Annotated in this window: 11 protein-coding genes; 5 read left to right on the plus strand and 6 right to left on the minus strand. The window is 70.3% G+C overall.

Going from position 1 to position 15608, the window contains the following annotated elements; genetic code table 11:
• Positions 1-7 precede the first annotated feature (7 nt).
• A complete protein-coding gene (locus K4G64_RS00825; RefSeq protein ID WP_221754066.1) occupies positions 8-982 on the plus strand; it encodes a hypothetical protein in 975 nt (324 codons plus the stop codon).
• On the opposite strand, the gene K4G64_RS00830 is transcribed toward K4G64_RS00825, so the two are convergent.
• From K4G64_RS00830 to K4G64_RS00840, 3 genes are all read right to left on the minus strand, one after another.
• Positions 954-3251 carry a hypothetical protein gene (locus K4G64_RS00830; RefSeq protein WP_260459784.1) on the minus strand — a complete coding sequence of 766 codons (2298 nt, stop codon included), beginning with the start codon at positions 3249-3251 and terminating at the stop codon, positions 954-956. The genes K4G64_RS00825 and K4G64_RS00830 overlap by 29 nt on opposite strands.
• Positions 3241-4428, minus strand: coding sequence for an ATP-binding protein (locus K4G64_RS00835; protein WP_221754067.1), 1188 nt, complete (start codon positions 4426-4428; stop codon positions 3241-3243). Before K4G64_RS00835 ends, K4G64_RS00830 begins: the two co-directional genes overlap by 11 nt.
• Before the next feature lie 124 nt (positions 4429-4552).
• Positions 4553-5698, minus strand: coding sequence for a hypothetical protein (locus tag K4G64_RS00840; protein ID WP_221754068.1), 1146 nt, complete (start codon positions 5696-5698; stop codon positions 4553-4555).
• Between the two features lie 614 nt (positions 5699-6312).
• Here K4G64_RS00840 and K4G64_RS00845 point away from each other — a divergent pair.
• From K4G64_RS00845 to argG, 4 genes are all read left to right on the plus strand, one after another.
• Positions 6313-8124: a methylmalonyl-CoA mutase family protein gene (locus tag K4G64_RS00845; RefSeq protein ID WP_221754069.1), complete on the plus strand. Its 1812-nt coding sequence runs from the start codon at positions 6313-6315 to the stop codon at positions 8122-8124.
• Complete coding sequence (scpA, locus tag K4G64_RS00850) at positions 8124-10298, plus strand: methylmalonyl-CoA mutase (RefSeq protein ID WP_221754070.1); 2175 nt, start codon at positions 8124-8126, stop codon at positions 10296-10298. Before K4G64_RS00845 ends, scpA begins: the two co-directional genes overlap by 1 nt.
• Positions 10295-11287 (plus strand): methylmalonyl Co-A mutase-associated GTPase MeaB, encoded by a 993-nt coding sequence (meaB, locus tag K4G64_RS00855; RefSeq protein ID WP_221754071.1) that lies wholly within the window; start codon positions 10295-10297, stop codon positions 11285-11287. The genes scpA and meaB overlap by 4 nt, the downstream gene beginning before the upstream one ends.
• A 79-nt stretch (positions 11288-11366) precedes the next feature.
• Positions 11367-12821, plus strand: coding sequence for an argininosuccinate synthase (gene argG, locus K4G64_RS00860; protein ID WP_221754072.1), 1455 nt, complete (start codon positions 11367-11369; stop codon positions 12819-12821).
• 58 nt (positions 12822-12879) lie between these two features.
• Here argG and K4G64_RS00865 read toward each other — a convergent pair whose 3' ends face one another.
• The 3 genes from K4G64_RS00865 to K4G64_RS00875 form a co-directional block, all read right to left on the minus strand.
• Positions 12880-13590, minus strand: a complete 711-nt coding sequence (locus K4G64_RS00865) for a hypothetical protein (RefSeq protein ID WP_221754073.1) — start codon at positions 13588-13590, stop codon at positions 12880-12882.
• Between the two features lie 180 nt (positions 13591-13770).
• Positions 13771-15204 (minus strand): Re/Si-specific NAD(P)(+) transhydrogenase subunit beta, encoded by a 1434-nt coding sequence (pntB, locus tag K4G64_RS00870; RefSeq protein WP_221754074.1) that lies wholly within the window; start codon positions 15202-15204, stop codon positions 13771-13773.
• Positions 15205-15210: 6 nt separating this feature from the next.
• The coding region (locus K4G64_RS00875) for a proton-translocating transhydrogenase family protein (RefSeq protein WP_221754075.1) at positions 15211-15608 on the minus strand (398 nt) is incomplete at its 5' end.

The following is a 15608-nucleotide window of genomic DNA, read 5'->3' on the forward strand; positions in this document are numbered from 1 at the left end:
CACCCAGATGAATCCGGACGCCTCGGCGGCGGTGAGCGAGCCCCGGCTCCTGAGCGTGCCGCAAGTCGGCCAGAGCTATGGGCACCTGAGCAAGGAGTGCCGTGCCGCGGTCGCGGCCTGCCCGGAGATCCGGTCCATGACCCACGTCGTGCGCAACACCGTCGTCTTCGCCGTCCGCGAGGCGGAGGCGGAGCCGTTCCCCGGAGGGCTGTCCTGGGAGGACGAGGCCGACGCCGAGGGCCGGCCGGGGCGCCGGATGGTCCGCTGGGTCCTGGAGACGGAGGAGGCCATGCGGCGGCTCGACGTCGGCGATCTGATGCGGACCCTCGTCGTCACCCCGGAGGGCGGTATGCAGTGCTCACGCCTGCACGCCGCCCAGTACCTGGTGGGCATCAGCGCGTCCGAGTCCGGCTGCGAGGCCATGGACGACACGATGAACCGGCTGGTCACCAAGATCAGAACCGAGCGTCAGATGGTCGACGAACTGCCCGGCGGCCGCCCCGGGGAGGTGAAGGAGCCGTTCGTCCAGGGGAGTTCGCTGTTCATGCACGTCCTCACCCGCGACATGCAGGAGGCGCAGCGGCTGCGGAGCGCCTGGCACCGCCATCTCAACCCGGGCGACCTGCACTATGCGGCCTACTACCGTGACTGGTCGCTGGTCTGTTCCGGCGACGCCTTCGAGCACCAGGAGCTGGAGGACTCCTTCGCGGTCGTCTCGGTCGCGGCCCGCCGGGCGATATACCGGGACCTCGTCAGCCGCCTGCGCGAGGAACTGACGGGTCTGGCGGCCATCCTCGCCCCCGTCACCCGTGCCCCGATCCGACGCCTCGTCCTCGACGTCGTGGACGGGGCGTTCTACATGCACTGGCTGGGCGACGCGGAGGGCGACTTCGTCGTCGGAGTCACCTTCCGTCAGCCGCGGGTGGCCGTGGCGGAGGAGCGCCTGCGTGATCTCATAGCCGAGGTGCGGATCCGCCGCTGACCGCGTCGCCCAGTTCGCGCAGCACCCGGTCGGCGAGGTGGACGAGCCTGTCCTGCGCCCTCTCACCCGGGTCCGTGGCGGGGGCCGGCGGGCTGCTCAGCGGGTCGGCGCCGCCGCGGTCCAGCCGGGGCAGCGACTCCAGCGAGATCTCGAAGCCCCGGCAGATGGCGAACAGTTCTCCCTGGTCGCGTCCGGCGGGTTCGGTGCCGCCGGCGGACCCGCCCGCCTCCCACCAGCCGACGACCGCCTCACGGAACGCCCCCAGCAGCCTGCGGGCCAGCACGACCGCTCCCATGCCGCGCAGGGCGGAGTCCTCGACGAGCAGCCGGCGCGGGCGTGGCGGTCGGCCGGCGGCGGTCCGGGCGACGGGCACGAGGCTGAGTCGTGGCCCCTCCCCCTCCTCCAGCAGCCGGTCCAGTGCTTCCTGGGCCTCCCGGAACAGCGCTCGCACCGGCTCCGGCAGCCGCTCGTCCAGGGGATCGGCCGTCGGAGCCGGGGAGACGACGCGCGGGTTGTCGAGACTGTGGTCGATGCTGTCGACGCGTTCCAGGAGGGTCAGCTGCTGGCCCTGGAGCGCGTCCAGCCGGTGGGACAACTTCTCCAGCACGGTGTTGTCCTGGCTCGCCCGCAGCCGTTCGGCGAGGCTCTGGACGCCGCTGCGCAGTGCGATGTCGAAGCGGGGGTCGTCGAGCACCAGGGGCATCGTGCCGGTGGCGTCGGCGACCTGCCGGCGCATCTGCCTGCACGCGTGGCCGTTGACCACGACCAGCATCTCGATGCTCGCCGCCGCGATGTCGCGCACATGGCCGAGGAAACCCGCGATGTCGCCGACGCCGGAGCGGGTCAGCAGCGAACGCACCGGCAGCACGACGATCCACGCCGTGCGGGTGACCTCGATCCAGCGGGGTTCGCCGGAGCCCGGCGGTCCCGGCAGCTCCCCCAGGTCACGGGGCGGCGCATTGTGCCACCACTGGTCGCCGGCGAGTACGCGTTCCAGCCGCCGCGCCGCCTCGCTCATCGGCCGCTTCTCGTGGGTGGTCCGGATCGCCTCGTGCACGGCCTCGATGTCGATCCTCGGACTGCCGCCGAGCGCGGCATGGTCCCAGGCTCCTTCGCAGATCCGCAGAATCTGCCGGGGCACCCCGTCGGAGAGGGTCACGACCTGCCCCACGGCGGGGTCGGAGAACGGCGCGCAGGACTGGTCCTGCGGCACCCGGCCCGAACCGAGCAGGTGCTGCTTGATCAGGTCCTCGGTCGCAGAGCGCTCCCAGCTGTCGAGCCACAGCGGAAGCACCCGCTCGTGCAGGGACGCGGGCAGGGAGCTCCAGAGGTCGGGCCGGACGCAGAAGACCAGCAGGCCGCCCTGGTTGACGTACCGGTTGACCAGCATCTCGAAGGCGTTCAGGAACAACGCCCGGTCCTGCGCCGTCCATTCGGCGATCTTGTCCACCTCGTCCAGCACCAGCGCGTACGGCCGATCGCTCTGGCCGTAGACGAGGCTGAACACCGCGAACGCCTCGAAGACGCCCTGGATGCCCTGGATCGGCTGGGTGACGCCGCGCTGCTGCAGGGAGGCGGAGGGGGTCTCTCCGGCCAGCCAGCGGAAGATGTCCGTCTGGTACGCCTGGTTGGGGAGCAGGGCGAGTGCGGTGGCGAAGGCCCGGTGGTCGGTGACGCCCCGAAGGTGCCGGCGGAGGTGGCTGTGGATGAGCTCCTCGTCGAGGTCGAAGGCCCGCGCGATCTTGTGCGGATCCAGCCTCCGGTCCCTGAGGCCGCTCAGGAACTCGTCGCGAGCGCCTCCCAGCCGGCCGGTCTCGTCCTGTTCGAGCAGTTCAGCCGTGACGTCCGCGTAGTAGTCGGTGATGGCCTGCATGAAGTCGGCCATGGCTTCGAGATCGTCGCGGGGGCTCATGACGCGGTGCTGGAAGACGGACCGCATGTCCACCGAGGGCTGGCCGATCACCCACAGCGCGGGCATCGGGGTGCTCTGCCTGAGGACGTCCGTGACCTGGGCGGCGAGATGACTCTTGCCGAGGCCGAACTCGCCGACGAGGGCGAGGACACGGCCCCGGGTCGAGGAGTTGCCGGTGTGGTCGAGGTAGCGCTGCACCTGTTCCATGAGCTGTTCGTTGATCCGCCTGCGCACATGAATGGGCGGTCGCGGGGGGCCGGTTCCGACCTGGGTGGTGTCGCCGAATCCCTCCAGCTGGACGCTCGTACTGCCTCGGAAGGGGTTTTCCTCCGCGACCGGGAAGGCGTCAGGGCTCATCTCGTCGGTCCTCTTCGTCGTCAGGAAGCTCATTCGGTTCACGACCGGCCGTCCCGGATGGTTCCTCCTCGGGGTCGTCCGATTCGGACGGGTCCCCTCTGAGGAAGTCGTCCGGATTCGGTTCCTCCTTGGCGAACCGGAGAACTATGCGACTTCGCCGCAAGTAGGCCTCGTCGGCCTGAAGTGCTTCGTCCGCCGCCTCACGCAGAAAGGTCTGGAGTTTCGCGATGCTGACGAAGACCCAGGGCGCCGGCTCGCACTCGAGCAGATCCTCGTGAATGTCGACCTTCGGGCTCGGAATATCCGGAAGCTCCATCCACAGCCGTAGATATCTGCCCCAGTCCTCCGGGGCGAGCCTTCCGGTCTTGAGGTGCGTGACGCCCCGCAGCTGGGTTTCGTCGAAAATCAGGCCTATCTCTTTCTCGAGAGCGGTGTATTCGGTCTCGACGAAGAAGACGACGCCGCGGTCGGCCTTCTGGTGACAGAACCGGAGGAAGGCCCATCGGGAGTCCTGGTCCTCCCACTTGATGTGCGGAATGATCACCGCGAGTCTTCGGCCCAATTGCGCCAGCGCGTCGGTGAGGGCGTGCCAGGAGTCGAAGTGGTCGTTCGAGTCGATTTCCGGACCGCACACCTCGGCGAATCCGGGTGTCTTCCTCAGCGCCTTGACGACGGTGCGGAAGATGCGGTCGATCACCGTGCCGAGCTCCGGCGCCTCGGTGTGCCCGCTGGGGGACGACTCCAGGTCGCGCCCGTTGTTGCGCACGCCGGTGACCGGCACGACGGAGACCGAACCGGACGGTTCACGCCGGCACCACGGCTTCGAGCTCTCGTCCCGCGGCTCGGCATCGGGCCGGTCGTCGTCGCCGCCCTTGGGGTCCTCCAGCCCCGAGACGAACTCATGGACGCAGCGGTGCAGGAGACTGCTCTTTCCCGTGCCGGGCAGTCCGCTCACCACGACCAGGTGCCCGCGTCCGTCCCGGTCCGGGGTGATGTTGCGCGCGACCTGCACGAGCTGGTCGCGGAAGGTGTGCACCGCCACGGGCACGTGCTTGAGCTCCACCCACAGGTCCTCGTGACCTTCGATGCACCACGGAACCAGCGGCTCGTACGGGAGCCACGGCGGTTCGCCCCCCACGGGGGGCGTTCCGAACATGTTGCAGTGGATGTACGGCATGGTGTGTTCCCCCGAGATCGTGCTCCGGGCGTCCCGTCCCCTTGGATCGCCCGGTGTCGTACGTGCTGTGCGATGTGGCCGGTATGCCGGCGAGGCGCGTGACGGGCCCATGCCTCCCCCTGACTCATCCGGGTTCCGGTTTCAGTTCCTGACGTGTGGCTGTGGCGGCGTGCTGTGGTTCCGGTGCGGTGGAGAGGTCCTGTCGCCACCTGTCCACGCGGGCCCACTGGAAGGTGTGGTGCAGGAGGTTGACCGTCACGATCGCGGGTCCGACCACACCCACCGTGCCGGGGAACCGCGGTTCCAGGGCGAGGGCCAGCAGGATCGCGGTGATGCCGTTCTGCTGACCGAATCCCAGATGGGCGAGATCCGGCCAGGTCAGCCGGGGGCGCACCAGCAGCCGGCTGATGAGCAGGGTGACGAGCAGCTGCGCGGTGAACGCGCTCGCGCCGAGTACGAGCCCTTCCCGGAGGAAGACCTCACCGGACGCGAGGACCACTCCGAGGACGGCCGAGGCGCTGAGGAAGGCCAGGGCGACCGCCGTCTCCAGGCCGGCGCCGAAGCGGCCCAGTCGCACGAAGAGTCCGGTCAGGGCCACGGCGAGGACCATCATGTCGTGCGCGGCGAACAGGATCAGCGCGACGACCAGCGCCAGCGCCACGACGTCGGCGGCCGGCCGGGCAGGGGTGCGGCGCGCCGGGGCGCGGCCCCCGAGCCAGGCGGCGGCCGCCCACCACAGGGCCGCCACCAGAGCGAACAGTCCCAGGTTGAGGAGCAGGTCGACGAGCACCGTGGCGGTGTCCGCGACGACCGAGCCGTCACCGGCCGGCCCGGCGCCGTACCGGACGGCGAGGGCGGAGAAGTAGAGCGTGAGCAGGACCGTCATGGGGTCGTCGAAGGCGGCCCAGACCGACAGGATCGCCTTGGCCCGCGGTGACACCCGGTCACTCTTCTGCGTGGCGGCCACCGACAGAGGGTCGATCTGTGCCACGGCGATGCCCAGGACGAGGTATTCCGGCCGGTCGAAGGCCAGCACCATGACGGTGGCGATGAGGGAGGCCTTGACGAGGACGCCGACGGTGACGGCGACCAGGACCACCCGGAAAGAGCGTTTTACTTCGGCGAAGTCGATGTCGTGCGTGCTGCCGTAGAGTCCGATCGCCAGAAGCAGTCCTGCGGCGTACTGATATCCGGCCGCGTGCGAAAGGTTCTTCGGGTGGGTCAGCAACCCGAGGACCGCACCACCGGTCAGAGCGACACACGCGCCCACGACGACGCGCGGCAGGCCGGCGCTGGTTCTGCCTCGTAACCGACTCAGTCCCAATGCCATTGCTCCGTCCGCCCTGATATCGGGTTCCGTCGCGCGGCGTGGGTCTGGGAACCATGAGGTTCGTCAGGGGCGTGGCAGCGCGAGTGGTTCATCATGCACCACACGCGTACCACCGCAGTCAAAGATCGGCTGACAAGCAACGCCTTCTCACCCCCCGTAGCTGCCCGCTCGACAAGGCGCACCCAATTCAGCGTATCGGGATAGTCGCCTGTCGGGCAGGGGATCGACGCCTCTCTTGTTGCTCATGCGGACCATTGGGCCCGGGGATGCCGATCAGGCACGCACAGTACGCGGTCGGGGGACGCCCGGGGGTTGACACCGGGCACCCGCTCACTTTTCATCTGATCGGCATCCCGGAATGACACGGAAATGCGCCGGTTCGTTCGAAAGCCGTCCCAGGACGGTGGGCAGCGACCGCCGGCCCGGCCTCACCAGTGCTCGACCAGCTCCGGCTCAAGAGCGGCAGAGGGAGATCGGGGCCACATTCCCGGCGAGGGCAAGGTCACAGCCGTTCCCTCTGCTGTTCGTTCGTTAACGTGGCCTAACATCCGGGCATGACGGTCCTGCCTGACGACGGGCTTGAGCTGGCCGGCGAGTTCCCTGACGTGCCTCATGAGCAGTGGCAGCGCCTTGTGGCGGGTGTCCTGCGCAAATCGGGCAAAGACGTCGAGGGGGCCGCGGCCGAGGAAGCCCTGTCCACCGCGCTGGAGGACGGGTTGCGCACCCGCCCCCTCTACACCGCCCACGACTCCGCGCCCGAGCCCGGCCTGCCCGGGTTCGCCCCCTTTGTGCGCAGTGGCCGCGCCGAGGGGAACACGGTCGGCGGCTGGGACGTACGGCAACGGCACACGGTGGCCGACCGTGACGCGGTGCTCGGGGACCTGGAGAACGGTGTCACCTCCCTCTGGCTGACGGTCGGGGACGGCGGCATCGCCGTGCCGGACCTCGGCCGGGTCCTCGACGGCGTGTACCTCGACCTGGCCCCCGTCGTCCTCGACGCGGGGCGCGACGCCGAGCCCGCCGCGCGGGAGTTGCTGCGGGTGTACGAGGAGCGGGGTGTCGCCCGGGACGCGGCGCGCGGCAATCTGGGCGCGGATCCGCTCGGGCACGAGGCCCGTACCGGTGAGCGGTGCGACACCGCGCCGGCGGCGGAGCTCGCCCGGCTGTGCGCCGGGGAGTACCCGGGGCTGCGGGCGCTGACCGTGGACGCGCTGCCGTACCACGAGGCCGGTGGTTCGGCCGCCCAGGAGCTCGGCTGCTCGCTGGCCACCGGTGTGGCGTACCTGCGGGAGCTGGCCGGCGCCGGACTGGACGTCGACCAGGCCTGCGCTCAGCTGGAGTTCCGGTACGCGGCGACCGCCGACCAGTTCCTGACGATCGCCAAGCTGCGGGCCGCGCGCCGGCTGTGGGCCCGGGTGGCCGAGGTCTGCGGAGCGCCCCGGGCGGGCGCGCAGCTCCAGCACGTCGTGACGTCGCCGGTGATGATGACGCGCCGCGACCCTTGGGTGAACATGTTGCGCTCGACGATCGCCACGCTGGCCGCGGGTGCGGGCGGGGCCGACGCGGTCACCGTGCTGCCCTTCGACCACGCCCTCGGCCTGCCGGACGCGTTCGCGCGCCGCATCGCCCGCAACACCTCCACGATCCTCATCGAGGAGTCGCACCTGGCCCGGGTGATCGACCCGGCGGGCGGCTCCTGGTACGTGGAGCGGCTCACCGACGAACTCGCCCACGCGGGATGGGAGTTCTTCCAGTGGATTGAGCGCGTCGGCGGCCAGGCGGCAGCCCTGCGTTCGGGACACCTCGGCCAGGACCTCGCCAATACGTGGGAAGCCCGCACCGGCAAGCTCGCCAAGCGGCGCGAACCCATCACCGGTGTCAGCGAATTCCCCCACCTCAACGAGAAGCCGGTCGTCCGCGAGCCGGCTCCCGCGCCGCGTTCTGGTGGCCTGCCGCGGGTCCGGCGTGACGAGGCGTACGAGGCGCTGCGCGCCCGCTCCGACGCCCACCTCGCGGCGACCGGCACCCGGCCGCGGATCTTCCTCGCCGCGCTGGGCCCGGCCGCGGCCCACACGGCACGTCTCACCTTCGCCTCGAACCTCTTCCAGGCCGGCGGCATCGAGCCGGTCACGGACGGCACCTTCGAGGAGAGCGGTGCGACGGAGGCCGTGCTGTGCTCCAGCGACGCGCTGTACGCGGAGCAGGCCGAGGCCGCCGTCCGGGAGCTGAAGGCCGCCGGTGCCCGGCATGTGTTCCTCGCGGGCCGTCCCGGGGAGTACCCCGGTGTCGACGCGTACGTGTTCGCGGGCTGTGACGCCGTCGCCGTGCTGTCCGCCACCCTCGACCGCATGGGAGTTGTGTCCTGATGGCAATCCCCGACTTCTCCGGGATCGAGCTGGGCACGCCGGCCCCCGACGGCGGCGCCGACGACTGGCGTGCGGCGGTCAAGAACGCCTCCGGCGGGGACGACCTGCTCTGGGAGACCCCGGAGGGCATCGCCGTCAAGCCGCTCTACACGGGGCGTGACCTGGAGGGCCTGGACTTCCTGGACACGTACCCGGGAGCGGCGCCGTACCTGCGCGGCCCGTACCCGACGATGTACGTCAACCAGCCCTGGACGATCCGCCAGTACGCCGGCTTCTCGACGGCCGAGGAGTCCAACGCCTTCTACCGGCGCAACCTCGCGGCCGGCCAGAAGGGCCTGTCGGTCGCCTTCGACCTGCCGACGCACCGCGGCTACGACAGCGACCACCCGCGCGTGACGGGCGACGTCGGCATGGCGGGCGTGGCCATCGACTCCATCTACGACATGCGGCAGCTGTTCGACGGCATCCCGCTGGACAAGATGACCGTCTCGATGACGATGAACGGTGCCGTGCTGCCGGTGCTGGCGCTGTACATCGTGGCCGCCGAGGAGCAGGGCGTCCCGCCCGAGAAGCTGGCCGGAACCATTCAGAACGACATTCTGAAGGAGTTCATGGTCCGCAACACCTACATCTATCCGCCGAAGCCGTCGATGCGGATCATCTCCGACATCTTCGCCTACACCTCGCAGCGGATGCCGCGCTACAACTCCATCTCCATCTCCGGGTACCACATCCAGGAAGCGGGTGCGACGGCCGACCTGGAGCTGGCGTACACGCTCGCGGACGGGGTGGAGTACATCCGGGCGGGGCGTGAGGCCGGCCTGGACGTGGACGCGTTCGCGCCGCGGCTGTCGTTCTTCTGGGCGATCGGCATGAACTTCTTCATGGAGGTCGCCAAGCTGCGGGCGGCGCGCCTGCTGTGGGCGAAGCTCGTGAAGCAGTTCGATCCGCAGAACGCCAAGTCCCTCTCCCTGCGCACCCATTCGCAGACCTCGGGGTGGTCGCTGACCGCGCAGGACGTCTTCAACAACGTGACGCGCACCTGTGTCGAGGCCATGGCGGCGACGCAGGGGCACACGCAGTCGCTGCACACCAACGCCCTCGACGAGGCGCTCGCGCTGCCGACCGACTTCTCGGCGCGCATCGCCCGCAACACGCAGCTGCTGCTCCAGCAGGAGTCCGGCACGACCCGGGTGATCGACCCGTGGGGCGGCAGCGCGTACGTGGAGAAGCTGACGTACGACCTGGCGCGGCGGGCCTGGCAGCACATCGAGGAGGTCGAGGCCGCGGGCGGTATGGCCAAGGCCATCGACGCGGGCATCCCGAAGCTGCGCATCGAGGAGGCCGCGGCCCGTACGCAGGCCCGGATCGACTCGGGCCGTCAGCCGGTCATCGGCGTCAACAAGTACCGGGTGGAGTCCGACGAGCAGATCGACGTCCTGAAGGTCGACAACTCCTCCGTGCGGGCGCAGCAGATCGAGAAGCTGCGGCGGCTGCGCGCGGAGCGGGACGAGCGGGCCTGCCAGGACGCCCTGGACGCGCTGACCCGGGCCGCCGGCGGCGAGGGCAACCTGCTGGAGCTGGCGGTGCACGCGGCCCGCGCGAAGGCCACCGTCGGGGAGATCTCCGACGCCCTGGAGAAGGTGTACGGCCGGCACGCGGGGCAGATCCGTACGATCTCGGGCGTGTACCGCAACGAAACCGGAGAGTCCCCGAGCGTGGACCGCACCCGCACCCTGGTCTCCGCCTTCGAGGAGGCCGAGGGCCGCCGCCCGCGCATCCTGGTCGCGAAGATGGGCCAGGACGGTCACGACCGCGGCCAGAAGGTGATCGCCACGGCCTTCGCCGACCTCGGTTTCGACGTGGACGTCGGCCCGCTGTTCCAGACGCCCGCCGAGGTGGCCCGGCAGGCCGTCGAGGCGGACGTGCACATCGTCGGCGTCTCGTCGCTGGCGGCCGGCCACCTCACCCTGGTGCCGGCGCTGCGCGAGGCGCTGGCCGAGGAGGGCCGCGAGGACATCATGATCGTGGTCGGCGGGGTGATCCCGCCGCAGGACGTGCCGACGTTGCTGGAGATGGGCGCGGCGGCCGTCTTCCCGCCCGGGACGGTGATCCCGGACGCGGCGTACGACCTGGTGCAGCGGCTGTCGGACGGTCTCGGGCACGAGCTGTGATCGATGTCGACGCGTATGTGAAGGGCGTGCTCGACGGGAAGCGGGCGATCATCGCCCGCGCCATCACACTCGTCGAGTCGACCCGGCCGCAGCACCGGGCGCTGGCCCAGGAACTGCTGACCGCGCTGCTGCCGCACAGCGGCCGGGCCCGGCGGATCGGCGTCAGCGGAGTGCCGGGCGTGGGCAAGTCGACGTTCATCGACGCGTTCGGCACGCTGCTGACCTCGCTCGGACACCGGGTGGCGGTGCTGGCCGTCGACCCGTCCTCCAGCCGTACGGGCGGCTCGATCCTGGGTGACAAGACCCGGATGGAGCGGCTGGCCGTGGACCCGGCGGCGTTCGTGCGCCCCTCCCCCACGGCGGGCACGCTGGGCGGGGTCGCGAAGGCCACCCGCGAGTCGATCGTGGTGATGGAGGCCGCCGGCTACGACGTGATCCTGGTGGAGACGGTCGGTGTCGGCCAGTCCGAGACCGCCGTCGCCAACATGGTCGACACGTTCCTGCTGCTCACCCTCGCCCGCACCGGCGACCAGCTCCAGGGCATCAAGAAGGGTGTGCTGGAGCTGGCCGACGTGATCGCCGTCAACAAGGCGGACGGGCCGCACGAGCGCGACGCCCGGGCCGCCGCGCGGGAACTGGCGGGCGCGCTGCGCCTGATGCACGGCAAGGACGCGTTCTGGACGCCGCCGGTGCTGCATTGCAGCGCCCGCGAGTCGACCGGTCTGGACACGCTGTGGGAGCGCCTGGAGCAGCACCGCACCCTGCTGGACTCCACCGGCCGCCTCACCGCGAAGCGCCGCGACCAGCAGGTCGACTGGACCTGGACCATGGTCCGCGACGAACTCCTCGGCCGCCTGCAGGCGGACCCGGCGGTACGGGCTCTCGCGCCGGAACTCGAACAGCGGGTCAGGGAAGGCGAGTTGACGCCCACGCTGGCGGCCGAGCGGATCCTCGGGGCGCTCGGCAGTTCCGGGACAGCGGGTTCCTGAAGCGTATGCGGTATCGGCCTGGGCGACGATTCCGCATACCCGGCTTGCATGACTATGCAAAGTGATACATACTCTTTCTATGTCCAAGGTCCTCACCTCCCTGCCCGCCGGCGAACGCGTCGGCATCGCCTTCTCGGGCGGTCTCGACACCTCCGTCGCGGTCGCGTGGATGCGCGACAAGGGCGCCGTCCCGTGCACCTACACCGCCGACATCGGCCAGTACGACGAGCCCGACATCGCCTCGGTGCCCGGCCGCGCCAAGACGTACGGGGCCGAGATCGCGCGTCTGGTCGACTGCCGTGCGGCGCTCGTCGAGGAGGGCCTGGCCGCACTGACCTGCGGCGCGTTCCACATCCGCTCGGGCGGGCGGGCCTACTTCAACACCACCCCGCTCGGCCGCGCCGTCACCGGCACGCTCCTGGTGCGGGCCATGCTGGAGGACGACGTCCAGATCTGGGGCGACGGCTCGACCTTCAAGGGCAACGACATCGAGCGTTTCTACCGCTACGGCCTGCTCGCCAACCCGCACCTGCGCATCTACAAGCCCTGGCTGGACGCGGCCTTCGTGACGGAGCTCGGCGGCCGCAAGGAGATGTCCGAGTGGCTGCTCGCGCACGGGCTGCCCTACCGGGACAGCACGGAGAAGGCGTACTCCACGGACGCCAACATCTGGGGTGCCACGCACGAGGCCAAGACCCTGGAGCACCTGGACACCGGCGTCGAGACCGTCGAGCCGATCATGGGCGTCCGGTTCTGGGACCCGTCGGTCGAGATCGCCGCCGAGGACGTGACGATCGGCTTCGCCGAGGGCCGTCCGGTGTCGATCAACGGCAAGGAGTTCGCCTCCCCCGTCGACCTGGTCATGGAGGCCAACGCCATCGGCGGCCGGCACGGCCTGGGCATGTCCGACCAGATCGAGAACCGGATCATCGAGGCCAAGAGCCGCGGCATCTACGAGGCCCCGGGCATGGCCCTGCTGCACGCCGCCTACGAGCGCCTCGTCAACGCGATCCACAACGAGGACACCCTCGCCCAGTACCACTCCGAGGGCCGGCGCCTGGGCCGGCTGATGTACGAGGGCCGCTGGCTGGACCCGCAGGCGCTGATGATCCGTGAGTCGCTCCAGCGCTGGGTCGGCGCGGCCGTCACCGGCGAGGTGACGCTGCGGCTGCGGCGCGGTGAGGACTACTCGATCCTCGACACCACGGGCCCGGCGTTCAGCTACCACCCGGACAAGCTGTCCATGGAGCGCACCGAGGACTCCGCGTTCGGCCCGGTGGACCGGATCGGCCAGCTCACCATGCGCAACCTCGACATCGCCGACTCCCGCGCCAAGCTGGAGCAGTACGCCGGCATCGGCCTGATCGGCACCGGCAGCCCCACCATCGGCGCCTCCCAGGCGGCCGCGACCGGGCTCATCGGCACCATGCCGGAGCTGCCGCAGGGCGGCGCCGAGGCCATCGCCTCCCGGGGCGCGGTCTCGGAGGAGGACGCCTGGCTGGACCGGGCCGCGATGGAGTCCGGCACGGACTGACCCGACGGCACCGCGGGAGGCCGGCCCGACATCGCGTCGGGCCGGCCTCCCGCGTTCGTCATGACTCCGCGTCGTCCGCGACCGCGGACGGCAGACATGCCTCGACCCCCTGCTGTTGCCCCATGGTGAAGGCGTCAACGCGTTCGGTGGCGTTTCCGTGATCTCCGACGTTCGTCCAGGGGGTCTCATCGGCGACGAGGACGAGGGCCGTACGCAACTCGTCGAGGTCCCCGGCCTCGAAGACGATCGTTCCGTCCCGGGCGGCACCCTCGAGTTCCGCGCCGGCCAGGCAGTCCGCCTGCAATTCACTGTCGATCGTCCGCAGCCGGACGTCGAGACGGTTCTGTATCGCGTGACCCCACTCGTGCGCGACGACCAGGTACACGAACCCGTCTCCGAACCGGTAGCCGCTGCGCATGAGGTCCATGTCCCAGGCGAGATAGTCCTCGGTCGGCGGGCAGTAGACGGCGTTGTCGTCGACCAGCGGCTCCCCGCCGCAGGTGGGGGCATTCGGCGAAGCGCCGTCGTAAGGTCCCAGGACTGTGGGCGGGACGTAGACCCCCGTGAAGAAGTCCGACCAGTGCTCGCGCCAGAACGCGTCGACGCCCTGCACGGCCGACTCGATGTCCTGGGTGACTTCGTCGTTCGGTTCGGTGGCCGGGAGGGTGCGGGACGCCTCGTCGCCGATCCCGTACGCGTAGCCGCCGGAAACGGTCAGCAACGCGGTGGTGAGCGCCGCGCACACGCGCATCCGCAGCTGATGGGTCATGGTCGACTCCGCAACATGGACGGGGCGCAGCATGGCTGCGTCGTCTTGTGCGTGCCAGGCGTGCCCGAGGTGCCTCCCCACCAGTCAACGCCGGTACCTCGCCGACCGCACCCTCACCACCTGCGCCGGCGCGGGCACAGCGGTGCCCCGCCGGTTCTTCTCCGGCGGGGCACCGCGCGCTCAGCGGGTCGTGCCGGCCATCTCCCGGACCGGTGCGTCCAGGGAGTCCAGGCCGCGCAGGATGTCCTCCACGCGCTGCCTGGCGTCGCCGAACAGCATCTGGGTGTTCTCGCGGAAGAACAGCGGGTTCTGCACGCCCGCGTAGCCGGCGGCCATGGAGCGCTTGAAGACGATCACGTTGGCCGCCTCCCACACGTGCAGGACCGGCATCCCGGCGATGGGGCTGGAGGGGTTGTCGGTCGCGGCCGGGTTGACCGTGTCGTTGGCGCCGATGACCAGGACGACCGAGGTGGCGGCGAAGTCGTCGTTGATCTCGTCCATCTCCAGGACGATGTCGTAGGGCACGTTGGCCTCGGCGAGCAGCACGTTCATGTGCCCGGGCAGCCGGCCCGCGACGGGGTGGATGCCGAAGCGCACCTCCACGCCCCGGTCGCGCAGCTTGCGCGCCAGCTCGGCGACCGGGTACTGCGCCTGGGCGACCGCCATGCCGTAACCCGGCGTGATGATGACCGAGGTGGCGTTGCCGAGGAGTTCCGCGGTCTCCTCTGCGTTGATCTCCCGGTGCTCCCCGTGCTCCTCGTCGTCGGCGGCGGCCGCCGGGGTTCCGAAGCCGCCCGCGATCACCGAGATGAAGGAGCGGTTCATCGCCTTGCACATGATGTACGACAGGTAGGCACCGGAGGAGCCGACCAGCGCGCCGGTGACGATGAGCAGGTTGTTGGCGAGCAGGAAGCCCGAAGCCGCCGCGGCCCAGCCGGAGTAGCTGTTGAGCATGGAGACGACCACCGGCATGTCACCGCCGCCGATGGAGGCGACCAGGTGGGCGCCGAGGGCGAGCGCGATCACGGTGACCGCGATGAGCAGTCCCATGCCGGGACGTACGACGAACGCCACCGTGAGCCCCACGAAGGCCACGAGCGCGCCGATGTTGAGGATGTGCTTGCCCGGCAGCGTGAGCGGACGGGAGTTGATGCGCGCCGACAGCTTCAGGTAGGCGACGACGGAGCCCGTGAAGGTGACGGCTCCGATGAACACCCCGATGAACACCTCGGCGTGATGGATGCCCAGCAACGAGCCCGAGAGTTCGGCGTCGACGTCGAGGTAGCCGTTCCAGCCGACGAACGTGGCGGCCAGGCCCACCAGACTGTGCATGATGGCGATCAGCTCCGGCATGCCGGTCATCTCCACCACCCGGGCCCGCCACAGGCCGATGCCCGCGCCGAGGGCCGTGGCGACGACGATCAGCACGAGGCCGCTCGCGGTGATGCTGCGGGAGGCGAGCCCGACCGTGGCGGCCAGGGCGACGGCCATGCCCGCGATGCCCCAGACGACTCCCGACCGGGACGTCTTGTGCTGGGAGAGGCCGGCGAGGCTGAGGATGAACAGCAGCGCCGCGACGACGTAGGCGGCCTGGGCGGCCGTGTCTGTGGTCATCCCTGATCAGCCCTTCGAGAACATGCCGAGCATGCGGCGGGTCACGGCGAATCCGCCGAAGATGTTGATGCTCGCCAGCAGGATCGCGGCGAACGACAGCACGGTGACGGCGGTGTCCCCGTGCCCGATCTGCAGCAGCGCGCCGACCACGACGATGCCGGAGATGGCGTTGGTGACCGACATCAGCGGGGTGTGCAGCGCGTGGTGCACATTGCCGATGACGTAGAAGCCGATCACGATCGCCAGGACGAACACCGTGAAGTGGCCGAGGAGTTCGCTCGGGGAGAGGGCCGTCACCAGGAACAGCGCGAGTGCTCCCACGCCGACCAGGGCGTAGGAGGACCAGGCCGGGCGGGCGGACTTCGCCGGTGTCTCGGCAGGGGCCGGGGCGGGCTCCTTCGGTG

The sequence above is a fragment of the Streptomyces sp. WAC04114 genome (assembly GCF_019733245.1).
In the GTDB taxonomy this organism is placed as follows: domain Bacteria; phylum Actinomycetota; class Actinomycetes; order Streptomycetales; family Streptomycetaceae; genus Streptomyces; species Streptomyces massasporeus_A.

Excerpts from the sequence above, each read along its gene's own strand:
- K4G64_RS00825 (WP_221754066.1), top strand. The coding sequence starts at position 8 with ATGAATCCGGACGCCTCGGCGGCGGTGAGCGAGCCCCGGCTCCTGAGC.
- K4G64_RS00830 (WP_260459784.1), bottom strand. The coding sequence starts at position 3,251 with ATGAGCCCTGACGCCTTCCCGGTCGCGGAGGAAAACCCCTTCCGAGGC.
- K4G64_RS00835 (WP_221754067.1), bottom strand. The coding sequence starts at position 4,428 with ATGCCGTACATCCACTGCAACATGTTCGGAACGCCCCCCGTGGGGGGC.
- K4G64_RS00845 (WP_221754069.1), top strand. The coding sequence starts at position 6,313 with ATGACGGTCCTGCCTGACGACGGGCTTGAGCTGGCCGGCGAGTTCCCT.
- scpA (WP_221754070.1), top strand. The coding sequence starts at position 8,124 with ATGGCAATCCCCGACTTCTCCGGGATCGAGCTGGGCACGCCGGCCCCC.
- argG (WP_221754072.1), top strand. The coding sequence starts at position 11,367 with ATGTCCAAGGTCCTCACCTCCCTGCCCGCCGGCGAACGCGTCGGCATC.
- K4G64_RS00865 (WP_221754073.1), bottom strand. The coding sequence starts at position 13,590 with ATGACCCATCAGCTGCGGATGCGCGTGTGCGCGGCGCTCACCACCGCG.
- pntB (WP_221754074.1), bottom strand. The coding sequence starts at position 15,204 with ATGACCACAGACACGGCCGCCCAGGCCGCCTACGTCGTCGCGGCGCTG.